This is a genomic window from Streptococcus sp. CCH5-D3, assembly GCF_001556435.1.
In the GTDB taxonomy this organism is placed as follows: Bacteria; Bacillota; Bacilli; order Lactobacillales; family Streptococcaceae; genus Streptococcus.
Genome location: NZ_LSIW01000036.1, coordinates 1 through 24,013 on the forward strand (window position 1 = coordinate 1; position 24,013 = coordinate 24,013).

Genomic DNA, 24,013 nt, shown 5'->3' on the forward strand with positions numbered 1-24,013 from the left:
ATGCTGTTAAATCAATCAAGTCACTTTAAATTAGGTTTATATTTTATTCCCACTCTACAGTTGCAGGTGGTTTACTTGTAATATCGTAGACGATACGGTTAACGTGGTCAACTTCGTTAACGATTCGAACAGAAATCTTTTGAAGAACTTCCCATGGAAGTTTCGCAAAGTCAGCTGTCATACCGTCGATTGAAGTGATAGCACGGATAGCGATAGTGTAGTCGTAAGTACGGCCATCACCCATAACACCGACAGAACGAACGCCTGTGTTAACAGTGAAGTATTGCCATACATCACGATCAAGACCAGCTTTGGCAATTTCTTCACGAAGGATAGCATCAGACTCACGAACGGTTTCAAGTTTCTCTTCAGTGATTTCACCCATAACACGGATGGCAAGTCCTGGTCCTGGGAAAGGTTGACGCCAAACGACTTCATCAGGCATTCCCATTTCAGTACCAAGGGCACGAACTTCATCTTTAAAGAGGGTATTAAGTGGTTCAATCAATTCAAATTGCATGTCTTCTGGAAGACCACCAACGTTGTGGTGAGATTTGATTGTTTGAGCTGTCTCAGTACCTGATTCAATAATATCAGTGTAAAGTGTCCCTTGAGCTAGGAAGTCTACACCTTTAAGTTTGCTTGCTTCGTCATCAAAGACGTAAACAAATTCGTTACCAATGATTTTACGTTTTTTCTCAGGATCATCAACACCAGCCAAGAGGTCAAGGAAGCGTTTAGAAGCATCAACACGGATAATGTTAAGGCCAAATTTACCTCCAAGCATCTCCATAACTTGGTCACCTTCACCTTTGCGGAGAAGACCGTGGTCAACGAAGATACATGTCAATTGATCTCCGATAGCTTTTTGCAAAAGGACACCAACAACAGATGAGTCAACCCCACCTGAGAGTCCAAGAAGGACTTTACGGTCACCAACTGTTTCACGGATTTGTGCAATTTGCATATCTACGAAGTTAGCCATTGACCAGTCACCTTTGGCACCACAGATACCAAAAGCAAAGTTTTTCAAGATATCATTACCATATACAGAGTGACGAACTTCTGGGTGGAATTGAATACCATAGAAGTTTTTCTCAGTATTTTCCATCGCGGCGAATGGGCAATCTACTGAGTCACCAACAAGATGGAAACCTTCTGGAATTTCTGTAACTGCATCACCGTGGCTCATAAGAACAACTTGTTCTTCAGGAGTTCCTGCAAAGAGTTCTGATTGGGTACGAAGGCGAAGTGTTGATTGGCCATACTCACGGTTACCTGCTTCACCAGCAGGAACAACTTTACCACCGAGTTTGTGGGTCAAAAGTTGCATTCCGTAACAGATACCAAGAATAGGAATACCAAGTTCCAAAATCTCTTCGTCAATACCAAATGCATCTTCGGCATAAACAGAGTTAGGACCACCAGAAAGTACGATACCGATAGGATTGATGGCACGGACTTCATCAGCGGTAATTTTATGGCTCTTCAATTCAGAGAAAACACCAAATTCACGAATACGACGTGCAATCAGCTGATTGTATTGGCTACCATAGTCTAGAACAATGATTTTCTGCACATCATTCAAAGTAGAAATGTCAGTCATTATTACCCTTTCTTTTTACGTCACACATGGACTCTTTCTTATGCAATCATTGTATCACAAATTTATGGACTTAGCACCTAGATTTATACGAGAAACTGTAAGTCTCTTACTCTTCTTTACAATTCTGTCCCTTTTTTTGTAAAATAGGGGTACAGAAGGGGGTATTAGATGTTACCAGCGTATATTCGCATACATGATAAGATTAAGGAAGATGTTGATGATGGTACTTGGAAAATCGGGCAACGTCTCCCTAGCGAGCGAGATCTTTGCGAGACTTTTGATGTGAGTCGTATGACTGTTCGTCAGGCCATAACACTTTTAGTGGATGAGGGGATTTTAGAACGCAAACCAGGCAGTGGTACTTTTGTGGCTAGCAGTCGAGTTAAGGAAAAGATGCGTGGAACTACGAGTTTTACTGAGATTGTCAAATCCCAAGGCAAGAAACCATCTAGTGAGCTTATTTCTTATCAACGTGTACATCCCAATGAATTTGAAATCAAGAATTTAGGTGTTTTACCGCAGTCCTATGTCATTCGTATGGAACGTGTTCGCTTTGCCGATGACATTCCAGTTGCCTATGAGATTGCTAGTATCCCTGAGAAAATTATCCGAGGTTTTAAGGAATCAGACATTACCGAACACTTCTTCAAAACCTTAACTGATAATGGCTATGAAATAGGGAAAAGTCAGCAGACCATATCAGCCAGTTTGGCCAATAGTAGTCTAGCCAAGCACCTAAAGGTTAAGATCGGTGATGCTCTCTTGAGTTTGACACAGATTTCCTTCCTCCAAGACGGGCAGGCTTTCGAATATGTACGAAGTTACTATGTTGGCGACCGTTTTGAATTTTATTTGGAGAACAATTAACAGTCACGGCTTTTTTCTGCACAAGAATGGTGCTAACACCATGATTTTATGGTAAAATGGAGCTTATGGAAATTGAAAAAACCAATCGCATGAATGCCCTTTTTGAGTTCTATGCAGCCTTGTTAACAGATAAGCAGATGAACTATATTGAGCTATATTATGCGGATGATTATAGTTTGGCAGAAATTGCCGAGGAATTTGGTGTGAGTCGTCAGGCTGTATATGATAACATCAAGCGTACTGAGAAGATTTTAGAAGCTTACGAGATGAAACTACATATGTATTCAGATTACATCGTTCGTAGTCAAATTTTTGATGATATTATGGAAAAATACCCAGACGATAGCTATCTTCAGGAACAAATTGCTGTGCTTAGCAGCATTGATAATAGAGATTAGATTCAAGCAGAAATTAAGAGAGGAAATGATATATGGCTTTTGAAAGCTTAACGGAACGCTTGCAAGGCGTTTTCAAAAATTTAAGACGTAAAGGAAAACTTTCAGAGAAAGAAGTTCAAGAAGTCACTAAAGAGATTCGTCTGGCACTTCTTGAAGCAGACGTAGCCCTACCAGTTGTTAAGACATTCATTAAACGTGTTCGTGAACGTGCTGTAGGTCACGAAATCATTGATACTCTTGATGCTTCGCAACAAATCATCAAGATCGTTAATGAAGAATTGACAGATATTCTTGGGTCTGAAACATCTGAAATTGAGAAATCTCCAAAGATTCCAACAATCATTATGATGGTTGGTCTTCAAGGGGCTGGTAAAACAACCTTTGCTGGTAAATTGGCTAATAAGCTGATTAAAGAACAAGAAGCCCGTCCAATGATGATTGCTGCGGATATCTATCGTCCAGCAGCCATTGACCAGTTGAAGACTTTGGGACAACAAATCAATGTTCCTGTTTTTGATATGGGTACAGATACACCGGCGGTTGAGATTGTCAGAAATGGTTTGGAACAAGCGCGTGCCAATAAGAATGACTATGTCTTGATTGATACGGCTGGTCGTTTGCAGATTGACGAGACTCTCATGCAAGAATTGCATGATATTAAAGATTTTGCTCATCCAAACGAAATTCTCTTGGTTGTAGATAGCATGATTGGTCAGGAAGCTGCTAACGTTGCCAAGGAGTTCAATGAACAACTAGATATCACAGGTGTCGTTCTTACTAAAATTGACGGTGACACACGTGGTGGTGCGGCTCTTTCTATTCGTGAGATTACTGGTAAGCCAATTAAATTCACAGGTACTGGTGAGAAAATCACAGATATTGAGACTTTCCACCCAGACCGTATGTCAAGCCGTATCTTAGGTATGGGTGACCTTCTTACCCTTATTGAAAAAGCTTCTCAAGAGTACGACGAGAAAAAATCTCTTGAGTTGGCTGAAAAGATGCGTGAAAATACCTTTGACTTCAATGACTTCATCGACCAATTAGACCAAGTGCAAAATATGGGTCCTATGGAGGATTTGCTTAAGATGTTGCCAGGTATGGCTAACAATCCAGCCTTGGCTAATGTTAAAGTAGACGAGAAACAGATTGCACGCAAGCGTGCCATTGTATCATCAATGACACCAGAAGAGCGTGAAAATCCAGATCTTTTGACACCAAGTCGTCGTCGCCGTATTGCAAATGGTTCAGGGAATACCTTTATTGAAGTAAACAAGTTTATTAAAGACTTCAACCAAGCCAAACAAATGATGCAAGGTGTTATGTCTGGTGATATGGAGCAAATGATGCGTCAAATGGGTCTTAACCCAAATAATCTTCCAAAAAACATGCCAAATATGCCTGATATGGGTAATATGGACATGTCTGCTCTTGAAGGCATGATGGGTGGCGCAGGTATGCCAGACCTTGGTAATATGGACCTTAGTCAAATGCTTGGTGGTGGTCTTAAAGGTAAGGTTGGTTCCTTTGCCATGAAACATGCGATGAAGCGTCAAGCCAACAAGATGAAGAAAGCTAAGAAAAAACGTAAATAAGAAACTTAGAACGCTAGGGCACTTTGCTCTAGTGTTTTTTTCTGAAAATTATTGACTTATATAACTATACACTGTAATATACTAATGTATATACAGTAAAAGGAGTAAATAATGAAACCTAAAAAGAGAATTCAAGAAATGACCTTTGCAGCTTTATTAACTGCAATTGCTATCCTTATCCCAAGTATTATGCCAATTAAACTAATCATCCCACCGGCTTCGTATACTTTGGGGAGTCATGTTCCAATATTTCTAGCTATGTTTATATCGCCCTGGGTAGCAGCTTTTGTTATCTTAGCTTCTAGTTTAGGATTCTTTATGGCCGGCTATCCGATTGTGGTTGTTTTTAGAGCCTTTTCTCATATTATATTTGGTTTTTTAGGCGCACTCTATTTGAAAAAATTTCCACAGACGATAGAAAACCATAAATCATCATTACTTTTCAACTTTGTTTTAGGGGTTATTCATGCCATCGGTGAAGTTCTTGCTTGCGTGATTTTTTATTCTGTAACTGGTGAGGATTTCCAAAAACTATTTTATGTTCTGTTTGTTTTAGTTGGTTTTGGCACTATTATCCATAGTATGATAGACTATGTAATAGCATTAACGATTTTCAAAAGTATTCGAAAAATACGCTAGTTGAAAGAGGGAGGGTTTGTCTATGGCTTCAAATCGAAAAGAAGAATTATTGGCACTCTTAAAGGGAGCTAAAGAAGCAATGAATGGACAAAGTTTGGCGGAGCATTTTGGTGTGACACGTCAAATCATTGTTCAAGATATTGCCCTCTTACGTGCAGATGGTGCCCAGATTATTTCAACTAATAGGGGCTATATCTATAAAAGTAGCGATGACAATTGTTATATACGTAGGCTGTTTAAGGTGAATCATACTGTGTCAGATATGAAAGATGAGCTTTTGGCTATTGTTGATAATGGAGGACGTATTCAAAATATCATGATAGATCATCCAGTTTACGGAGAAATTCAGACTTTGTTGAAATTGACTTGTCGTCGAGATGTTAGTCATTTTTTAGATCAATCATCGTCAAATGACTTTCGCCCCTTATCTGATTTAACAAATGGCGTTCATTACCATCTTGTCGAAGCAGATAGTGAACAGGATATGGCTTATATAGAAGAGGCACTAAACCATCTAGGATTTTTAGTTAAAGAATAATACAAAAGAGAATTGTAAAAGTAGTTAGTTTTACTTGAAGTTAACTGCTTTTTTTGATAAACTTATGTTAGTTTATTAACTTACGGAGGTGGCTATGTTTTCAGGACAACGACTTAAGGAAATTCGAGAAGCACAAGGAATGAGTCAGGCAGCAGTGGCTAAGCATCTAGGAATTTCTCGCTCCTCTTATTTTAACTGGGAAAATGGTAAGACGAAACCAAATCAAAAGAATCTATCGGTATTGGCTGAACTTTTTGGTGTAGCTGAGACATATTTTCTATCTGAGCATGAGATTGTAGAAGTGTACTTGGAATTAAATGAGGAAAATCGTCAAGAAGCTTTGCGACTCACTAAAGCTCTTCTGGATGAGCAAGAAGCAGAAAAGAAGAAAGCACCTGTTATTCCACTTTACTCTTACAAAGTTTTCGAGCGTTTATCAGCCGGAACAGGTTATACTTATTTTGGTGATGGCAATTATGATGAAGTTTTCTATGATGAAGAATTAGATCATGATTTTGCGTCATGGGTATTTGGAGACTCAATGGAACCTACCTACCTAAATGGCGAAGTCGTGCTAATCAAACAAACAGGTTTTGATTATGATGGAGCTGTCTATGCTGTAGACTGGGATGGTCAAACCTATATCAAAAAGGTTTATCGTGAGGAAGACGGTCTTCGTTTAGTTTCTCTTAATAAACGCTATGGAGACAAGTTTGCTCCTTACGATGAAGACCCTCGAATTATCGGTAAAATTGTAGGTAACTTTATGCCTGTTGAGGCTTAGGAAACTTTTATCAATTGGGCATCTCAAACTAAATCTGTTATAATATAAGTAAAGCAAAGCCAATGATTTGGCTTTTTTTAAAGATTTTAAATGATATTTTGCTAAGTATACAAAAGGAGAAACATACATGGCTACTATTCAATGGTTTCCAGGTCACATGTCTAAGGCCCGTCGACAGGTTCAGGAAAATCTTAAGCATGTTGATTTTGTAACGATTTTGGTGGATGCACGTTTGCCACTATCAAGTCAGAACCCTATGTTGACCAAAATTGTTGGCGATAAACCAAAGCTTTTAATTCTCAATAAAGCTGATCTTGCTGACAGTAATCGTACGAAAGAATGGCGTACCTATTTTGAGAGTCAAGGGATTAAAACCTTGGCCATCAATTCCAAGGAACAATCTACAGTTAAATTGGTAACAGATGCTGCTAAGAGTCTTATGGCTGACAAGATTCAACGGCTACGTGAACGCGGTATTCAGAAAGAGACCTTACGAACCATGATTATTGGGATTCCAAATGCAGGGAAATCTACCTTGATGAACCGCTTAGCTGGTAAAAAGATTGCTGTTGTAGGAAATAAACCCGGCGTTACAAAAGGTCAACAGTGGTTGAAGTCTAATAAAGACTTGGAAATTCTTGATACTCCAGGTATTTTGTGGCCTAAGTTTGAAGATGAATTGGTTGGATTGAAACTCGCTTTGACTGGTGCCATCAAGGACCAACTATTGCCAATGGATGAAGTGACGATATTTGGACTCAACTATTTTAAAACTTACTACCCTGAACGTTTAGAGGAACGTTTCAAAGGGATTGATCTTGAAGAAGAGGCACCAGAAATCATTATGGAAATGACTCGAAAACTTGGCTTCCGTGAAGATTATGACCGTTTTTATAATCTATTTGTCAAAGAAGTTCGTGATGGAAAACTAGGCCGTTACACACTTGATATTGTTGGGGTCGATACTGATGGCGACAATTAAAGAAGTCAAGGAGCAATTGGCAGCATTGACAGATCTTGATGACTACCGATGGGCAAGTTTTGAGGAAGATAGTCGATCTGGTGTACAGACTGCCATAAAGCAACGACGCAAAGCTATCCTAGCTGAGATTGCTGAGGAAGAACGCTTAGAAATGATGCTCAGTTACGAAAAATCGCTTTATACTCAGGGAGTTGAACTTATTGCAGGTGTTGATGAAGTTGGACGTGGTCCTTTAGCTGGCCCAGTTGTAGCTGCAGCTGTTATCTTACCAAAGTTTTGCAAAATAAAGGGTCTCAATGACAGTAAAAAGATTCCAAAATCTAAACATGAAGCTATCTATAAGCAGGTAATGAAGGAAGCAGTAGCTGTCGGTATTGGTATTAAGGATAATCATGTGATTGATGACGTCAATATTTATGAAGCTACCAAATTGGCCATGGTAGAAGCTATTGAAAAACTCGAACCCCAACCTGAACATTTGCTAATTGATGCCATGACTTTGGACCTACCTATAGGACAAACATCAATCATAAAAGGGGATGCTAATTCTTTATCTATTGCAGCAGCTTCTATCGTAGCAAAGGTAACTCGGGATAAGATGATGGCTGATTATGAGCAGGAGTTTCCTGGATACGCCTTTGCCAAAAATGCTGGCTATGGCACCAAAGAGCATTTGTCTGGCATAGATAAGTTTGGTGTCACGCCAATTCATAGAAGAAGCTTCGAACCAATAAAGTCAATAATAAAAAAGTAGGTGAAGTGGAGTGATTTTAGCTATTGATATCGGAGGAACCTTTATCAAATTTGGATTAGTTGATGATGATTTTAGCATTAGCAATCAATCTAAAGAGCCGACACCATCGTCCCTAGATAATTTCTGGATAACTTTAGAGAGTATTATTTCATCATTTAAGAATGGTATTTCTGGTATTGCCATTGCATGCCCGGGCGAAATTAATAGTAAACATGGCTTTGTTTTCAAGGGTGGCCTTATCCCTTATTTAACCGCTATTCCACTTGGGACACGCTTGTCCAAAACATTTCAACTGCCTGTAAAAGTTATCAATGATGCTGATGCGGCAGCTTTGGCTGAAGCAAGATACGGTAGCTTACAGGATATAGATTGTGGTGCTGCCTTGGTTTTGGGTACTGGTGTTGGCTTAGGACTTGTCTCACAGGGGGCCTTGTTAAGTCCTCTGTCGGTTACCCAATATTTGCGTGCGCCAAGTCCCCAAAGCATGGGTCAAACCGTTCTCCCTTTTCAGTTGGGGCTATTCAAGCATGCTCTATTTAGTCTTGTTGATAATAAAGGTTCTGCGGTAGGTTTCGTTCATGAAGCTAGTCAAATACTCGGTTTTGAACAGGATGATGGTTTAGCTGTTTTCTCCGCTTTAGATGAAAATCACTCTGAACAACTAAACTGTCTATTTAAGGACTATTGTCATGAAATTGCTGTTCTGATTCTTAATTTGCAGAGTTTCTTTAAGTTGGATAGAGTTGTTATCGGTGGAGGCATCAGCAGTCAAAATTCTTTGATAGAAGGTATTGTTAATGCTTATGAAGAGTTATTTAATGAAAAGCCAGAATTAGGTTTTGAGCCGATAACAATTCAAGCTTGTCATTTCCATAACGACAGTAACCTCTTAGGAGCGGCATCATATTTTACTTCTGAAAATGCCTTATAATTAACAAAAGTTCCATGAAGGGGCTTTTTTTCTATTTCTCTTGCGAATAATGAAATGGAGGTAGTTACATGAATAACTTTGAACTTTTTAAACTAAAAGCAGCTGGATTGACAAATTTAAATATTCTTAATATTTTAGACTATCAAAAAAATCAAGATAAAAAACTGAGCTTACGTGATATGGCAGTGGTATCTAAGTCTAAAAATGCAGTTCTCTTTATGGAAAAATACAAGAATTTAGATATTAAGCAGCTTAAGGAAGATTTTCAACGTTTTCCGACCTTATCAATTTTTGATAAGGAGTATCCCATTGAGCTGAAGCATAGCTATAATCCACCTGTCCTCCTCTTTTATCAAGGGAATATTGATTTGCTAAGTAAACCAAAGCTAGCTGTTGTTGGGGCAAGAAACTGCTCCGAAATAGGCAAACAGTCTGTTCGAAAAATTGTTAGTGAACTTGGGAATCACTTTACTATTGTGAGTGGTTTGGCTCGTGGGATTGATACTTGTGCTCATATGGAGGCCTTGAAAAATAAAGGTAAGACCATTGCAGTTATCGGGACAGGACTTGATGTTTATTATCCAAAAGAAAATAAAGCTTTGCAGGACTATATGTCCAAAAATCATTTAGTTCTTTCAGAATATGGACCAGGTGAACAACCTCTCAAGTATCACTTTCCTGAACGCAATCGGATTATTTCTGGATTGTGTCAAGGAGTTATGGTGGTTGAAGCTAAGCTTCGTTCGGGGAGTCTGATTACTTGTGAGCGTGCCATGGAAGAAGGAAGAGATGTTTTCGCCATACCTGGAAATATTTTAGACGGAAAATCGGATGGATGTCATCACTTGATTCAAGAGGGTGCAAAGTGCATTACGACAGGGTTTGACATCCTTTCAGAGTTTTCTTGAAAATCAAACTTCTCCTATAGGGAAAAAGTTTTTTATTGACAGTTAAAGAAAAGGACGGTATCATGTTAGTTGCTCGGTCCAAGATGTTACATTTTTTAATGTCTTGTGACTAGATTTTAGACAGATTAGTGGCGCAGCCAGTTTACAACATTATAAGGAAATAGTCTATGGCGACAGCAACGACAACAAAAACAAAAACTAAAACAACAAAGAAAACAACGGCTAAAAAGACGACTAAAAAGAGGGCGACACCAAAGAAAAATTTGGTTATCGTGGAGTCTCCTGCCAAAGCAAAAACCATTGAAAAGTACCTTGGGCGCAATTATAAAGTTGTAGCCTCTGTTGGACATATCCGTGATTTGAAAAAATCAAGTATGTCTATTGATTTTGAAAATAACTACGAACCTCAGTACATTAATATTCGTGGTAAAGGACCTCTTATCAATGAATTGAAGAAAGAGGCTAAAAAAGCCAAGCAAGTCTTTCTCGCAAGTGACCCGGACCGTGAAGGGGAAGCCATTTCATGGCATTTGTCACATATTCTTGGATTAGAGCCAGAGGAGAAAAATCGTGTCGTCTTTAACGAAATTACTAAAGATGCAGTGAAAAATGCCTTTGTGGAGCCACGCGCCATTGACATGGACTTGGTAGATGCGCAGCAAGCTCGTCGTGTCTTGGACCGTATTGTGGGTTACTCTATTTCACCTCTTCTTTGGAAGAAGGTTAAGAAAGGTCTTTCTGCAGGTCGGGTGCAATCGGTAGCTCTTAAGCTTATTATTGACCGTGAGAATGAAATTAAGGCCTTTAAACCAGAAGAATACTGGACTATTGATGGTGCCTTTAAGAAGGGGGCTAAGAAGTTTCAGGCTAGCTTCTATGGCTTGGATGGTAAAAAGCTTAAGCTCAACAATAATGACGATGTTCAAGCTGTTCTTTCTCGTATTACAAGTGACGACTTCAACGTAGATAAGGTAGAGAAAAAAGAACGCCGTCGTAATGCACCATTGCCATACACTACCTCCTCTCTCCAACAGGATGCTGCCAATAAGATTAACTTCCGTACACGTAAGACCATGATGGTTGCCCAACAGTTGTACGAAGGGATTAATCTGGGTTCAGGAGCTCAAGGTTTGATTACCTATATGCGTACGGACTCTACACGTATCAGTCCGGTGGCACAAAACCAGGCTGCTGAGTTTATTACAGAACGCTTTGGTTCTAAGTATTCTAAGCATGGTAGTAAGGTGAAAAATAGCTCAGCGGCGCAAGATGCCCACGAGGCTATTCGTCCGTCAAATGTTTTCCAAACACCAGAAAGCATTGCCAAGTATTTGGATAAGGATCAGCTGAAGCTCTATACCCTTATTTGGAATCGTTTTGTGGCCAGTCAAATGACAGCTGCTGTATTTGATACGATGAAGGTGACCTTGTCTCAAAACGGAGTCATTTTCACAGCAAATGGTAGCCAAATCAAGTTTGACGGTTATATGGCCGTTTACAACGACTCTGATAAAAATAAAATGCTTCCTGATATGGCTGAAGGTGATACGGTTAAGAAGGTTGTGACAACGCCTGAACAACACTTTACGCAACCACCTGCACGCTATTCTGAAGCGACACTGATTAAGACGCTGGAAGAAAATGGTGTTGGTCGTCCGTCAACATATGCGCCAACGCTTGATGTTATCCAGCGTCGCTACTATGTCAAATTGGTGGCTAAACGTTTTGAACCAACGGAGCTTGGAGAAATCGTCAATAGCTTAATCGTAGAATTCTTCCCAGATATCGTGGATGTTAAATTCACCGCTGAAATGGAGGGTAAACTTGATAAGGTTGAAATTGGTAAGGAACAATGGCAGAAGGTAATCGATGAATTCTTCAAACCTTTCCAAAAAGAATTGGATAAAGCTGAAGAAGGAATTGAAAAAATCCAAATCAAAGATGAGCCTGCTGGTTTTGATTGCGACATCTGTGGTCACCCAATGGTCATCAAACTTGGTCGTTACGGTAAATTCTACGCATGTAGTAATTTCCCAGACTGTCATAACACCAAGGCCATTACTAAAGAAATTGGCGTTACTTGTCCAACCTGTGGTCAAGGTCAGGTCATCGAACGTAAGACAAAACGTAATCGTGTCTTCTACGGTTGTGATCGCTATCCTGACTGTGAATTTACGTCGTGGGATATCCCTGTTGGACGTAACTGTCCTAAATCAGGCGATTACCTCGTCGAGAAGAAAGTACGTGGTGGTGGCAAACAAGTCATCTGTAGTAACGAAGAGTGTGACTACAAAGAATCTGTTGTTAAATAAAGACATAGCTATCTCAAGTTAAGACTTGGGATAGTTTTTTGTATTTTATCCAAAAAACTGATACTTTCCTTAAATTTGTTTTTTATACTGAGAATGAAAGAAAGGAGAGTTATTATGAAACGTTTAAGTCTATCAGGTTTCCAACTCAAATATATAGCCCTCATTACTATGGTATTTGACCATATTCATTACTTTTTTGACTATACAGGGAAAATACCTATTTGGTTTACTATGATTGGGAGATTAGCGGCCCCCTTATTTCTATTTGCTGTGATTGAAGGTTTCGTCCATACACACAATCGAAAGAAATACTTCCTAAAGATTTATGCTTTAGCGATTTTGATGGGATTGATTCAGTTTGGGTTTTATAATTTTTTACATCCTCTTGTGAGGCCAGATGGTTTCTTTCCACAAAATATGATGCTATCATCATTTGCTATCTTGCTCGTTGCTCTTCAAGGTATCGCTTGGATTCAAGAAAAGAAATATCTAAAAGGAATCCCAACCTTACTTTTCCCCTTATTGCTTCCATGGTTAATGGCACCTTTTTATCTGCTAAGCGCAAACAAACCTATGTTAGGTTTTCTACTAAATTTACTAAATTTTACAGTATTACCAGTTCATACAATTATTAGTGATGGAGGAACATGGTTGCTTTTGACTGGTATCGCTATGTATCTTTGTCATAAGAATCTTAAGAAAGAAGTGCTTGCTTTTGTGAGTGTTAGTCTTGTTTGGGTACTAATGGCGATTGTATTAGGTAGACTTTCTATTCACGACTTAATGTTTAAATACATTGAATGGATGGAAATTTTTGCAGCTCCTTTAATGCTTTGCTATAACGGTAAGAGAGGTAAAGGGTCAAAATATTTGTTCTACATTTTTTACCCAACACATATTTATCTACTCTACGCCTTGTCAGTTATCTTCTATAGATGATATGATAAAGGTAATTTTGTACGAAAGGAAAGCTTATGGCTCAAATACTTGTTATTGATGATCAAGAAGATATTGTGAAATTGGTTGTAAAAGCTTTAGAGCTTAAAAATCATAAGGTGACGGGGTTTACAAGTGTTTTAGATTTGGATAAGAACTCGTTGCCACGGTTTGACTTGATATTGCTGGATATCATGATGCCTGATGTTGACGGTCTCCAGTTTTGTCATGAGATTCGGGATCAGGTGGATTGCCCCATCCTCTTTATTACAGCCAAAACGCAAGAGGCTGATATTGTCCAAGGCTTGACTTATGGTGCAGATGATTATATTTGCAAGCCATTTGGAGTTAAAGAACTTCAAGCGCGTGTGGCTGCTCACTTGAGACGGGAACATCGTGAGCGCCATCATAAGCTTTCACTTGGAGATTTTCAGTTTGATTTGTCAGCTCAGGAGCTTTATGTTGAGAATCAGTTGTTAGATTTGACTAAGTCTGAGTACGGTATTTGTCAATTTTTGGCTGAAAATAAGGGACAAGTCTTTTCAAAAGAACAAATCTACACGCATTTGTACGGCTATGAGGATAAAGGAAGTCCAACAGCAGTGGCTGAACATACCAAAAATATCCGTGCAAAGCTCAAAGATGTTGGGCAAAATCCTATTGAAACAGTCTGGGGGATTGGTTACAAGTGGCACTAATTAAAAAACGAGAACACTCTCTAAGAACAATCTTGTTATCTTATGTCGTTAGCCTGACGGTCCTCTCGGCAATCAGCAGTCTTCTTATTTTGTATTTGTTCAGCTTGTCTTATCGTTTTGGAGTTGTGATTCCAGCAAATCAAGTTGAGAGTGATTTGTCTGCTGTGAGAAGTGATATTGAAACTTCTAAGGTCTTTAATCCCGAGATTTTACCTGATGGTACGAGTTATGTCTTTTTAACTAGGGATTTTAAGCTTAAAAAGACTAACATGCCTGTTAACTTGCAAGAAGAATCCTTACTAAATTACCAATTCAAGAATGCTCACGGTGGGATATACGGCTATTTTCAGTCTTTTGAACGGTCAGATGGCATAGTCATTGTCAACTATCAATTATCACCTAGGTATCATAATGCGTGGATGAATCAGCATTTTCCTAATGCTGATCTTATGATGATTGGCTCAATGATTGTATTCATTCTCCTCATATTTATTATTTTAACTTTTTACTATGCAAATAAATTAAGCCAGCAGCTTAAACCTATATTAAAAGTTACTGAAAAAATTTCCCAACAAGACTTGGATTTTCAAACCTCCCAGTCTACAATTAAGGAATTCAATCAGGTTTTAAGTGGCTTGGATGACATGAGGGTTGCGCTCCGTGAATCTTTGATGGAAAATTGGAAGGCAGAGCAAGATAAGCAAAATCAGATTTCTGCCCTGACACATGACTTAAAGACTCCACTGACAGTTGCTCGTGGGAATGCAGACCTCTTAGCCATGACGCCCTTAGATGTAGAACAGATGGACTTGTTAGAGCATTTTCAAAAGGGGATTACACAGGTTGATGCTTATGTTAAAGAGTTGTCCGAACTCAACAAAACGAGTTTGACGAAAACCTTGACGCTTGAAGACATTTCGGTTAGGGAATTTGTTGAAGACATTTACGCTCAAACCTTGTCATTAGCTCAAACCAAACAAATCAATGTAGTATTTGACAAGAAGGAAATTGATAAAGCAATCATAGGCCATTGGGACAGGTCCTTGTTGAATCGAGCTTTTATGAATATTGTTTCAAATGCTGTAGAGCATACACCCAGTGGCAGTCAGTTGCTCCTGACCGCTAGGGTAGAAGAAGATGAATTCAAGTTTATCTGCCTTGATTCTGGTTCTGGATTTTCCCTTGAATCTCTTGAAAAAGCTACTCAGCTCTTTTATCAAGAGGATAAAAGCAGACAGAGCCGCAATCATAGTGGCCTTGGTCTGACTATTGCCAATGATATTATTCGCTTACACCATGGTAGTCTTGCTCTTTCGAATGACGATAGCACGGGTGGTGCTAAAGTGACTATCATTTTACCCCTTTAAATACAGATTACTCCTAGTCGCCAGATGAGGAGTTTTTTGCTATACTACTAAGAGTAAAAATGAAGAAAGATTTGTGGGGGCAGGATTTCATCTTGTTCTCGAAGAGGTATTAGTGTCATGTCTCAATCAAAAGCAGATTATATTAACGTGATTGGAGCTGGTTTGGCCGGCTCTGAAGCAGCTTATCAGATTGCTAAACGTGGTATTCCGGTAAAACTATATGAAATGCGTGGGGTCAAAGCAACACCTCAGCATAAGACAACAAACTTTGCAGAATTGGTTTGCTCTAACTCTTTCCGTGGCGATAGCTTGACAAATGCTGTAGGGCTTCTTAAAGAAGAAATGCGTCGCTTGGACTCTATCATTATGCGTAATGGAGAAGCTCACCGTGTGCCAGCTGGTGGTGCCATGGCGGTTGACCGTGAAGGTTATGCAGAAGCAGTGACAGCTGAAATTGAGAACAATCCATTAATTGAAGTTATCCGTGAAGAAATCACAGAAATTCCTGATGATGCCATTACAGTTATTGCTTCAGGTCCTTTGACTTCTGATGCTTTAGCTGAAAAAATTCACAAGCTTAACGGTGGAGATGGTTTCTATTTCTATGATGCCGCTGCACCGATTGTTGATAAAGCGACTATCGACATGAACAAAGTCTACCTTAAGTCACGCTATGACAAGGGTGAAGCAGCTTACCTAAACTGTCCAATGACCAAGGAAGAGTTCATGGCCTTCCACGAGGCCTTGACAACAGCTGAAGAAGCTCCTTTGAATTCTTTTGAAAAAGAAAAGTATTTCGAGGGCTGTATGCCTATCGAGGTTATGGCTAAACGTGGTATCAAGACAATGCTCTATGGTCCTATGAAACCAGTTGGTTTGGAGTATCCTGAAGATTACAAAGGGCCACGTGACGGCGACTTTAAGACTCCTTATGCGGTTGTACAGCTTCGTCAGGACAATGCGGCTGGTAGCCTCTATAATATCGTTGGTTTCCAAACCCACCTCAAATGGGGAGAGCAAAAGCGTGTCTTCCAAATGATTCCAGGTCTTGAAAACGCTGAATTTGTGCGTTATGGGGTTATGCACCGCAACTCTTACATGGATTCGCCAAACTTGCTCAAACAGACTTTCCAGTCAAAATCAAACCCTAACTTGTTCTTTGCGGGACAAATGACTGGTGTAGAAGGTTATGTTGAATCAGCTGCCTCAGGTTTGGTTGCCGGCATCAATGCTGCCCGTCTCTTTAAGGGTGAAGATGAGGTTATCTTCCCTCACACAACAGCTATCGGTAGTCTGCCATATTATGTGACACATGCTGAAAGTAAACATTTCCAACCAATGAATGTTAACTTTGGTATTATCAAAGAGTTGGAAGGGCCACGTATTCGTGACAAGAAAGAGCGTTATGAAAAGATCGCAGAGAGAGCTCTTAAGGATTTACAACCTTTTATTCAAGCTTAGACAACATTAAAATCCCTTGCCGAATACGGCAAGGGATTTTCAGATTTAAAAGTATTCAATTAACCAAAGAATTTCTTAGCGATTTCTTGACCTTGTTTGATTTTAGCCCATTGTTGAGGTGTTGCCAACTCATTCCCTGAGTCACATGAGGCGAAACCACATTGGTGAGAGAGGAAAAGACGTTCTTTTGGAAGGATTTGACTCGCTTTTTCAAGCAAATCGAGGACACGTTCTTCGTCATCAAGCTCAGTAGTTTTAGAAGACAAAAGTCCTAGTACAACTTCAGCTTTGCTGTCTTTGAGGGCTTCGAGAGCTTTGATATCACCAGCGGTGTCGCTATCCCACTCAAGGAAGAAACGGTCATAGTGTTGCTCTGCCAAGAACTTCTTAGCGATGGCTTCGTAAGTTCCTTCGGCAGCAGAACGGCTTTCATAGTTACCACGACAGTTGTGCGTCCAAACCGTTAAACCAATTTCGTGAGCATAGTCTACAACCTCGTTATTGATAGCTACAAACTCATCAGCCAATTCTGCTAAATCAGAATTACCTTCCGCAAAGAAACTTGCAGGGTTTGATGGGTCAAAAAGTTCCCAGAGACAGTCATCAAATTGAACAATTTTTCCACCGATAGCCTTGTATTCTTCTAAGAATTCTTTATAGGCATTAATCAAACCTTTTTTGAGGTCTTCATTTGTTTCATAGACTTGTCCAGGACCAGCCAAACGGTCAAAGATAGCAAGTTCAGTGTAGGCATGAGCAGGACCCCAGATAGTTTGTTTGGTATCTTCATCACCAGCCTCAGCCTTAACCAATTTATAGATATCTAGGTAATGGTGGTTTTTACCTGAGAGCGGCTCAGTGATGCGAATACCGATATCTTTACGTGTTTCATATTGACCACCATCATGGTCTTTAAAAGTGTAGCCATGCTCAGCAATGTAGCGTTCAATTCCTTTAAATCCCCAGACAAAGTCTAAATGCCACATAGAACGTCCAAACTCACCATCAGTAAGGATGTCAATGCCGTTAGCTTTTTGGTCAGCCACAATTTGCTTAATATCTGCTGTTTCAGTTTCTTGATAACCAGGAAGGGCATCATAGAAAGGATACTGGATGTCGTCACGATGCTCGATTTCGTCCTTATGTTTGCGGAGATCCGCTGGACGAAGAAGAGAACCGACTAATTGGAATTTAGATTTTGTCATAAAATTAACCTCAAAATATCATTTTATTCCATGATACTTTTTATTTGCATTAATAAAAAATAGTTAATTTCTTTCTGAGGGCATAGTTTAAGACTATATAAGATTTTACCCTGCAATATGATGCTTCCTATGGTAAAATGGAAAAAAACGATGAAGGTTGAGAACATGCAAAAAACATTCTTTATTATTAAACCAGATGCTGTTAAACGCCATCTAATTGGTCAAGTGCTTGATCGTATCGAACGTCGTGGTTTCATTATTGAACGAATGGAAATGCTGATGCTTGACGAAGAACGTCTTAAAGAACATTATGCCCAATTGGTTGATAAACCCTTTTTCCCTAGTATTTCTGAATTCATGATGAGTGGCCCAGCAGTTATTGGTATTATGTCTGGCCCTGGTGTTATCAAGTCATGGCGTGATATGATGGGAGCAACTAATCCTGGGGATGCTACTCCAGGAACGATTCGTGGAGACTTTGCAACTGCACCAGATGGGGATATGGTTCCGAATATCGTTCATGGTTCTGACTCAGAAGAATCTGCGGCTCGAGAAATTCAGATTTGGTTTGGTGAGTAAGATGGATTTAGTACAGATTCAATCTGATTTAGCTAAGGGTGGACTGTTAATTGATGTCAGAAGTCCAGAAGAGTATTCAGAAGGTCATGTTAAGAATGCCCTCTTGATTCCTCATACACAATTTTTTTCTGCTGAGATTCCAGCTGAAAAAGACGCTTCAATTTACCTCTATTGTAAAATGGGACCTCGTGCAGAATTTGCTGCATCAGTTCTTAAAGAGCGAGGCTATACTAAGGTGACTAACTTGGGTGGCTTGGACGATATGGAAGCACTAGGTTTTGAATTTGAGGAATAATAGGAATAAGGTCACCCAAAGCTGGTCTTATTTGTTTTCAGAAAAGTTTGATAATTACTTGACAACGTTTTCATAAAGGGGTAGAATTTTAATTGAGTTAAGACAAAGCCTATGAAAATGACTTTGCCAGAACTTGACTAACTTAGCGTATTCCAATTGAGATAAGGCTCGGTATTAAGCCAGTGACTCTAATTGGTAGAGGAGGATTTCGTATGTCAAAAGTTGCTATTGTTACAGGTGCAGGTCAAGGTATTGGTTTTGCGATTGCAAAACGTTTGGTTGAAGATGGTTTTAAAGTCGGAGTATTGGACTACAACGCTGAAACTGCAGAAAAAGCTGTTGCTGAATTGTCAACAGACAAAGCATTTGCGGTTGTAGCTGATGTATCTAAACAAGCTGAAGTAGCAGCTGCTTTCCAAAAAGTTGTTGATCACTTTGGTGACTTGAATGTTGTTGTTAATAATGCCGGTGTAGCACCAACAACACCACTTGATACTATTACTGAAGAACAGTTCCAACGTACATTTAACATCAATGTCGGTGGTGTTATCTGGGGTGCTCAAGCTGCACAAGCACAATTTAAAGCACTTGGTCATGGTGGTAAAATCATCAATGCGACTTCACAAGCAGGTGTCGTAGGTAACCCTAACTTGACTGTATATGGTGGTACTAAATTCGCAGTGCGTGGTATCACTCAAACTTTGGCGCGTGACTTGGCTGATTCAGGTATCACTGTCAATGCTTATGCACCAGGTATCGTTAAAACTCCAATGATGTTTGACATTGCTCATGAAGTTGGTAAGAACGCTGGTAAAGATGATGAATGGGGTATGCAAACTTTTGCTAAAGATATTACTCTCAAACGTTTGTCAGAACCTGAAGATGTGGCAGCAGCAGTTAGCTTCTTAGCTGGACCTGACTCAAACTACATCACAGGTCAAACCATCATCGTGGATGGTGGGATGCAATTCCATTAAAATAAAAGGAGAGCGAAAGGCTCTCTTTTTTTGCTTGATAAAACATAATATTTCTGATAATATAATCGTAAATAATTATGATTTAAAAGGAGCCTTTCTATGTCAGACATTTTACACTATATTATAGAGCACCCATTTTTTAGTCTCATTCTATTGGGAATTGTTGTACTAGCCTTCGGTTTAGCTCCATTTTCAAGTAGTTCTACAGAAAACAAGCGCTCGGCAATTATTAATAAGCACTACAACGATAATTTTAAGAAGTAAGAAGGATTAAATGCGGTCAGAAAGCAGATATTAGAGATAGGCAAAAGCCTGTCTTTTTTGTATAATAGAAGGTAACGATTAGTTTTTTTATAATCACAAGTAAGAACTAGGAAAGATAAAAATGCCAAATATTGAAGAATTAAAACAACGACAGGAGAAGATTCGTAACTTCTCTATTATTGCCCATATTGACCATGGTAAATCAACCCTTGCTGACCGTATTTTGGAAAAGACTGAGACAGTATCAAGTCGTGAGATGCAGGCGCAACTCCTTGATAGTATGGACCTCGAGCGTGAACGTGGTATCACTATCAAACTAAATGCCATTGAGCTTAACTATACAGCTAAAGATGGCGAAACATATATTTTCCACCTAATCGACACACCAGGACACGTGGACTTTACTTATGAAGTGTCACGTTCTCTTGCTGCTTGTGAGGGTGCAATCTTGGTGGTGGATGCTGCTCAAGGGATTGAAGCGCAAACACTTGCCAATGTTTACTTGGCCCTAGATAATGACTTGGAAATCTTACCAGTTATCAATAAAATCGACCTTCCAGCCGCAGATCCTGAACGTGTGCGTACAGAGGTTGAAGATGTTATCGGACTAGATGCCTCAGAAGCTGTGCTTGCATCAGCTAAAGCTGGTATTGGTATCGAGGAGATTCTCGAACAAATCGTTGAGAAAGTTCCTGCACCTCAAGGTGATGTCGAAGCGCCTCTCCAAGCCCTTATCTTTGACTCTGTTTATGATGCCTACCGTGGGGTTATCCTCCAAGTGCGTGTGGTTAACGGAATGGTTAAACCAGGCGATAAGATTCAAATGATGTCTAATGGCAAGACCTTTGATGTTACTGAGGTTGGTATCTTCACGCCTAAAGCTGTTGGCCGTGACTACCTTGCGACAGGTGATGTTGGTTATGTTGCAGCCTCAATCAAGACTGTTGCGGATACCCGTGTCGGTGATACAGTAACACTTGCGGATAATCCAGCAGCAGAGCCACTCCATGGCTATAAGCAAATGAATCCAATGGTTTTCGCCGGTCTTTATCCAATTGAGTCTAATAAATACAATGACTTGCGTGAAGCTCTTGAAAAGCTCCAATTGAACGATGCCAGTCTTCAGTTTGAGCCTGAAACGTCTCAAGCCCTTGGTTTTGGTTTCCGTTGTGGTTTCTTGGGTCTTCTTCACATGGATGTTATCCAAGAACGTTTGGAACGTGAGTTTAATATCGACCTCATTATGACAGCACCATCGGTAGTTTACCATGTTAATACTACTGACGGTGAGATGCTTGAAGTGTCTAACCCTTCTGAGTTCCCAGATCCTACACGTATTGATGCTATTGAAGAGCCTTATGTTAAAGCTCAAATCATGGTTCCTCAAGAGTATGTTGGTGCGGTTATGGAGTTGGCACAACGTAAACGTGGTGATTTTGAAACCATGGAATATATCGATGATAATCGTGTGAACGTTATTTATCAGATTCCACTTGCTGAAATCGTCTTTGATTTCTTTGATAAATTGAAATCATCAACACGTGGTTATGCAAGCTTTGACTATGAATTGTCAGAATACCGTCGTTCACAATTGGTGAAAATGGATATTCTCCTTAATGGTGACAAGGTCGATGCCCTTAGCTTCATCGTGCATAAGGAATTTGCCTACGAGCGTGGAAAACTTATCGTTGATAAACTTAAGAAAATCATTCCACGTCAACAATTCGAAGTGCCTATCCAAGCGGCCATCGGTCAAAAAATCGTTGCCCGTACAGACATCAAAGCCCTTCGTAAAAACGTCTTGGCTAAGTGTTACGGTGGTGACGTTTCACGTAAACGTAAACTCCTCGAAAAACAAAAAGCCGGTAAAAAACGTATGAAAGCTATCGGTTCGGTTGAAGTACCACAAGAAGCCTTCTTATCAGTACTTTCAATGGATGAAGATGAGAAATAAGAGTAATAGTCAGAATGTGATGTTCTGGCTATTTTTGTAATAAAAGTTATGATAAAGATGTTTTTAAAATTCCCCTTATCAAAGCGTGGAAGGATTTATACTGCGACTATACTAATGCTTTTCTTTTTAGGGAATATATATATAAAGCACAAATTTCATGAAAAAGCTGTAGAAGAGTTACAGATGGCTCTAAAAGTTGATAAAGTAACTTCCAATGAGATTTTTGGTAGACGTCAACAATATGTTGCCATCAGTCATGAAGTACCTGCTTACTATAATTCTGAAGATAATGTAGCGACTGAGTTAATTGGTATAAATCAATTTGTTCGCTATTACGATACCATGAGTAGTCTGCATCAAGCTCATTTGGTAGTTTATGATATCAACAAAAATTTTGAAAAGAAAATTATTAATTTGACCCCATATTTGAAGAAAATAAAAAATTTTAAAGATATTGAGGAGTTGGCTGTGTCTTTAAGAACGATTAATGGTTATGATTATGTGTTCTTGACGAATTCTCAAAATGATAAGCAATTTGCTTACAATTTAGATACGAATAAATTTTTAACTAGAGACTTACCAGATTATTCCTACAGTAAGGATGAATTGCTTTATTTCGGTGATAAGAGTTCTGCTCGTAATCAGATGAATGATAGCACCATGTGGGGATATTTAAAGAGAGAAGGAAACTTGAATGAGCTTTTAAGAAATTCTCCAGCTCAAAAAGACAGCCATTTATCAGCTCATCTAAATGTTATCCTAGAGATTGATAACGTAGATACTTCAAAACAAGAGAATCAGATTAATCTATTTAAAGAAAATTCTGAAGTTAAGCATATTTACGAAGAGGCTGTTAATCAGACAAGAACAAACAGTAATACCTTAAAGAAATTTAAACTATTGACCCGTCAAGGTAAGGAGGGAGATTTTCCGGTCGGTCCAACTGAGCCAGTGAAAAGCAGCCTACCTAATAAACCAAGCGAGCCAAAGAAACTTCCAGAATTTAATGTTTTTCCTGATTCTATTTTTCCTGTTAAAACTTTAAGTTTCAGTGAGATTCTGAACAAAAAGGCTCAACAAGATTATCAGAAAGACTATCGAGCTTACGAAAAAGCACGTCAAAAAGCTCAAAAAGATTATGATAGAAAATATGATGCCTATAAAAAGAAATTGGCTCAATATGAGTCCTATAGAGATAGAGAGTACGACAAACAATCACAAATCTATTTTTCTCCTGAAGAGCAGACCAATGATATTTTACATTGGTTGGGAACACATGGAGAGCAAGCGATTTTAATTTCTGTAGAGGACGGTGCTGGTATTAGGGAGGAAATTCATTCTTTTGCTGATATTAAGGAGTGGATAGATAAACATGATTACGATAACACTATAAAATCGGACTTTAGAGATTATAAAGAAGCTAAATAAGGATTCATGGGTTTTTAGTCTTATCAAGAAACCCATTACAAGCATTTTTCTCAGCTTTAGGCTATAATAGACAAAAAGGAATCTTGGGAGGGCCACTATGGATATCACGAGTTTTATTCCTAGTCAGCGACAGGCTATTCTGGAGCGTTTTCAGCAAGTGGAGGCCTTGGGATTAGGCGCAGTTCGTATTGAATTGAAGGTTGCTAATCCTGTTGGCATCATCTATGAGTGCTTTATTTTAGCAGGGGAGAATTATTTTTCTGATCAAGCAGTGATTTCCTTCCGCATTCTCTATGAAAAAGACCTGGAACGCATTTCTTTGGATGTCGTAGATATCCCTGGTCGCTCAAGTTTGTATAATTACCTCCAGTTACTAGAGATTTTTGAAGGCTTGCAAAATTATCTTAATCGAGAGTTTGCTAAGGCAAAAAATACATGAACATCTGATAGTAATCGGGTGTTTCTTTTTGTGCTAGAAGTTCAAAATTTCACAATCTTTTTTTCACAAGATTGTCTGAAAACTGTGCTATAATGA

At 39.2% G+C, this 24,013-nt stretch carries 24 protein-coding genes; 22 read left to right on the forward strand and 2 right to left on the reverse strand.

What is annotated here, in order from left to right; translation table 11 throughout:
- Positions 1-43: 43 nt before the first annotated feature.
- Entirely contained in the window at positions 44-1,606 is a 1,563-nt protein-coding gene (gene guaA / locus AX662_RS01175; protein WP_060971372.1) for a glutamine-hydrolyzing GMP synthase, read from the reverse strand.
- A 168-nt stretch (positions 1,607-1,774) separates the two neighbouring features.
- Here guaA and AX662_RS01180 point away from each other — a divergent pair, with 168 nt between their 5' ends.
- The 15 genes from AX662_RS01180 (at position 1,775) to trmFO (ending at position 16,776) form a co-directional block, all read left to right on the forward strand.
- Positions 1,775-2,473 (forward strand): GntR family transcriptional regulator, encoded by a 699-nt coding sequence (locus tag AX662_RS01180; RefSeq protein WP_060971373.1) that lies wholly within the window; start codon positions 1,775-1,777, stop codon positions 2,471-2,473.
- A gap of 65 nt (positions 2,474-2,538) precedes the next feature.
- Complete coding sequence (locus AX662_RS01185; protein ID WP_002883908.1) at positions 2,539-2,871, forward strand: putative DNA-binding protein; 333 nt, start codon at positions 2,539-2,541, stop codon at positions 2,869-2,871.
- 32 nt (positions 2,872-2,903) lie between these two features.
- Positions 2,904-4,466, forward strand: coding sequence for a signal recognition particle protein (ffh, locus tag AX662_RS01190; RefSeq protein ID WP_060971374.1), 1,563 nt, complete (start codon positions 2,904-2,906; stop codon positions 4,464-4,466).
- A 111-nt stretch (positions 4,467-4,577) separates the two neighbouring features.
- Positions 4,578-5,105 (forward strand): ECF transporter S component, encoded by a 528-nt coding sequence (locus AX662_RS01195; protein WP_060971375.1) that lies wholly within the window; start codon positions 4,578-4,580, stop codon positions 5,103-5,105.
- A gap of 22 nt (positions 5,106-5,127) precedes the next feature.
- Entirely contained in the window at positions 5,128-5,643 is a 516-nt protein-coding gene (locus AX662_RS01200) for a transcription repressor NadR (protein WP_037599990.1), read from the forward strand.
- 94 nt (positions 5,644-5,737) lie between these two features.
- The gene (locus AX662_RS01205) at positions 5,738-6,427 is read left to right on the forward strand and encodes an XRE family transcriptional regulator (RefSeq protein WP_060971376.1); all 690 of its coding nucleotides are present in this window, start codon (positions 5,738-5,740) and stop codon (positions 6,425-6,427) included.
- Between the two features lie 127 nt (positions 6,428-6,554).
- Positions 6,555-7,409, forward strand: a complete 855-nt coding sequence (gene ylqF / locus AX662_RS01210) for a ribosome biogenesis GTPase YlqF (RefSeq protein ID WP_060971377.1) — start codon at positions 6,555-6,557, stop codon at positions 7,407-7,409.
- Positions 7,396-8,163 carry a ribonuclease HII gene (locus AX662_RS01215; RefSeq protein WP_060971378.1) on the forward strand — a complete coding sequence of 256 codons (768 nt, stop codon included), beginning with the start codon at positions 7,396-7,398 and terminating at the stop codon, positions 8,161-8,163. Before ylqF ends, AX662_RS01215 begins: the two co-directional genes overlap by 14 nt.
- A 10-nt stretch (positions 8,164-8,173) precedes the next feature.
- The gene (locus tag AX662_RS01220; protein ID WP_060971379.1) at positions 8,174-9,094 is read left to right on the forward strand and encodes an ROK family protein; all 921 of its coding nucleotides are present in this window, start codon (positions 8,174-8,176) and stop codon (positions 9,092-9,094) included.
- Between the two features lie 68 nt (positions 9,095-9,162).
- A complete protein-coding gene (gene dprA, locus AX662_RS01225; RefSeq protein ID WP_060971380.1) occupies positions 9,163-10,002 on the forward strand; it encodes a DNA-processing protein DprA in 840 nt (279 codons plus the stop codon).
- 167 nt (positions 10,003-10,169) lie between these two features.
- A complete protein-coding gene (gene topA, locus AX662_RS01230; RefSeq protein ID WP_060971381.1) occupies positions 10,170-12,314 on the forward strand; it encodes a type I DNA topoisomerase in 2,145 nt (714 codons plus the stop codon).
- A 114-nt stretch (positions 12,315-12,428) separates the two neighbouring features.
- Positions 12,429-13,253 (forward strand): TraX family protein, encoded by an 825-nt coding sequence (locus AX662_RS01235; protein ID WP_060971382.1) that lies wholly within the window; start codon positions 12,429-12,431, stop codon positions 13,251-13,253.
- A gap of 35 nt (positions 13,254-13,288) precedes the next feature.
- Entirely contained in the window at positions 13,289-13,948 is a 660-nt protein-coding gene (locus tag AX662_RS01240; RefSeq protein ID WP_060971383.1) for a response regulator transcription factor, read from the forward strand.
- On the forward strand, positions 13,939-15,315 hold the full coding sequence (locus tag AX662_RS01245) for a sensor histidine kinase (RefSeq protein ID WP_231728403.1): 1,377 nt from the start codon (positions 13,939-13,941) through the stop codon (positions 15,313-15,315). The genes AX662_RS01240 and AX662_RS01245 overlap by 10 nt, the downstream gene beginning before the upstream one ends.
- A gap of 117 nt (positions 15,316-15,432) precedes the next feature.
- On the forward strand, positions 15,433-16,776 hold the full coding sequence (trmFO, locus tag AX662_RS01250) for a methylenetetrahydrofolate--tRNA-(uracil(54)-C(5))-methyltransferase (FADH(2)-oxidizing) TrmFO (protein ID WP_021144085.1): 1,344 nt from the start codon (positions 15,433-15,435) through the stop codon (positions 16,774-16,776).
- Positions 16,777-16,835: 59 nt separating this feature from the next.
- Here trmFO and AX662_RS01255 read toward each other — a convergent pair whose 3' ends face one another.
- Positions 16,836-17,981: a cobalamin-independent methionine synthase II family protein gene (locus AX662_RS01255; RefSeq protein WP_060971384.1), complete on the reverse strand. Its 1,146-nt coding sequence runs from the start codon at positions 17,979-17,981 to the stop codon at positions 16,836-16,838.
- Positions 17,982-18,146: 165 nt separating this feature from the next.
- On the opposite strand from AX662_RS01255, the gene ndk reads away from it, so the two are divergent.
- The 7 genes from ndk (at position 18,147) to AX662_RS01285 (ending at position 23,917) form a co-directional block, all read left to right on the forward strand.
- Entirely contained in the window at positions 18,147-18,560 is a 414-nt protein-coding gene (gene ndk / locus AX662_RS01260) for a nucleoside-diphosphate kinase (RefSeq protein WP_171963624.1), read from the forward strand.
- 1 nt (position 18,561) lies between these two features.
- The gene (locus tag AX662_RS01265) at positions 18,562-18,855 is read left to right on the forward strand and encodes a rhodanese-like domain-containing protein (RefSeq protein ID WP_037599968.1); all 294 of its coding nucleotides are present in this window, start codon (positions 18,562-18,564) and stop codon (positions 18,853-18,855) included.
- A gap of 212 nt (positions 18,856-19,067) precedes the next feature.
- On the forward strand, positions 19,068-19,832 hold the full coding sequence (locus tag AX662_RS01270; protein ID WP_060971386.1) for a (S)-acetoin forming diacetyl reductase: 765 nt from the start codon (positions 19,068-19,070) through the stop codon (positions 19,830-19,832).
- Between the two features lie 99 nt (positions 19,833-19,931).
- Positions 19,932-20,096 carry a hypothetical protein gene (locus tag AX662_RS10665; protein ID WP_171963656.1) on the forward strand — a complete coding sequence of 55 codons (165 nt, stop codon included), beginning with the start codon at positions 19,932-19,934 and terminating at the stop codon, positions 20,094-20,096.
- 121 nt (positions 20,097-20,217) lie between these two features.
- Positions 20,218-22,050: a translation elongation factor 4 gene (lepA, locus tag AX662_RS01275; protein ID WP_037611351.1), complete on the forward strand. Its 1,833-nt coding sequence runs from the start codon at positions 20,218-20,220 to the stop codon at positions 22,048-22,050.
- Positions 22,051-22,107: 57 nt separating this feature from the next.
- Entirely contained in the window at positions 22,108-23,478 is a 1,371-nt protein-coding gene (locus AX662_RS01280; protein ID WP_231728404.1) for a hypothetical protein, read from the forward strand.
- A gap of 97 nt (positions 23,479-23,575) precedes the next feature.
- Entirely contained in the window at positions 23,576-23,917 is a 342-nt protein-coding gene (locus tag AX662_RS01285; RefSeq protein ID WP_060971388.1) for a hypothetical protein, read from the forward strand.
- Positions 23,918-24,013: the final 96 nt, after the last annotated feature.

Excerpts from the sequence above, each read along its gene's own strand:
- guaA (WP_060971372.1), bottom strand. The coding sequence starts at position 1,606 with ATGACTGACATTTCTACTTTGAATGATGTGCAGAAAATCATTGTTCTA.
- AX662_RS01180 (WP_060971373.1), top strand. The coding sequence starts at position 1,775 with ATGTTACCAGCGTATATTCGCATACATGATAAGATTAAGGAAGATGTT.
- AX662_RS01185 (WP_002883908.1), top strand. The coding sequence starts at position 2,539 with ATGGAAATTGAAAAAACCAATCGCATGAATGCCCTTTTTGAGTTCTAT.
- ffh (WP_060971374.1), top strand. The coding sequence starts at position 2,904 with ATGGCTTTTGAAAGCTTAACGGAACGCTTGCAAGGCGTTTTCAAAAAT.
- AX662_RS01195 (WP_060971375.1), top strand. The coding sequence starts at position 4,578 with ATGAAACCTAAAAAGAGAATTCAAGAAATGACCTTTGCAGCTTTATTA.
- AX662_RS01200 (WP_037599990.1), top strand. The coding sequence starts at position 5,128 with ATGGCTTCAAATCGAAAAGAAGAATTATTGGCACTCTTAAAGGGAGCT.
- AX662_RS01205 (WP_060971376.1), top strand. The coding sequence starts at position 5,738 with ATGTTTTCAGGACAACGACTTAAGGAAATTCGAGAAGCACAAGGAATG.
- ylqF (WP_060971377.1), top strand. The coding sequence starts at position 6,555 with ATGGCTACTATTCAATGGTTTCCAGGTCACATGTCTAAGGCCCGTCGA.
- AX662_RS01215 (WP_060971378.1), top strand. The coding sequence starts at position 7,396 with ATGGCGACAATTAAAGAAGTCAAGGAGCAATTGGCAGCATTGACAGAT.
- dprA (WP_060971380.1), top strand. The coding sequence starts at position 9,163 with ATGAATAACTTTGAACTTTTTAAACTAAAAGCAGCTGGATTGACAAAT.
- topA (WP_060971381.1), top strand. The coding sequence starts at position 10,170 with ATGGCGACAGCAACGACAACAAAAACAAAAACTAAAACAACAAAGAAA.
- AX662_RS01235 (WP_060971382.1), top strand. The coding sequence starts at position 12,429 with ATGAAACGTTTAAGTCTATCAGGTTTCCAACTCAAATATATAGCCCTC.
- AX662_RS01240 (WP_060971383.1), top strand. The coding sequence starts at position 13,289 with ATGGCTCAAATACTTGTTATTGATGATCAAGAAGATATTGTGAAATTG.
- trmFO (WP_021144085.1), top strand. The coding sequence starts at position 15,433 with ATGTCTCAATCAAAAGCAGATTATATTAACGTGATTGGAGCTGGTTTG.
- AX662_RS01255 (WP_060971384.1), bottom strand. The coding sequence starts at position 17,981 with ATGACAAAATCTAAATTCCAATTAGTCGGTTCTCTTCTTCGTCCAGCG.
- ndk (WP_171963624.1), top strand. The coding sequence starts at position 18,147 with ATGCAAAAAACATTCTTTATTATTAAACCAGATGCTGTTAAACGCCAT.
- AX662_RS01265 (WP_037599968.1), top strand. The coding sequence starts at position 18,562 with ATGGATTTAGTACAGATTCAATCTGATTTAGCTAAGGGTGGACTGTTA.
- AX662_RS01270 (WP_060971386.1), top strand. The coding sequence starts at position 19,068 with ATGTCAAAAGTTGCTATTGTTACAGGTGCAGGTCAAGGTATTGGTTTT.
- AX662_RS10665 (WP_171963656.1), top strand. The coding sequence starts at position 19,932 with ATGTCAGACATTTTACACTATATTATAGAGCACCCATTTTTTAGTCTC.
- lepA (WP_037611351.1), top strand. The coding sequence starts at position 20,218 with ATGCCAAATATTGAAGAATTAAAACAACGACAGGAGAAGATTCGTAAC.
- AX662_RS01280 (WP_231728404.1), top strand. The coding sequence starts at position 22,108 with ATGTTTTTAAAATTCCCCTTATCAAAGCGTGGAAGGATTTATACTGCG.
- AX662_RS01285 (WP_060971388.1), top strand. The coding sequence starts at position 23,576 with ATGGATATCACGAGTTTTATTCCTAGTCAGCGACAGGCTATTCTGGAG.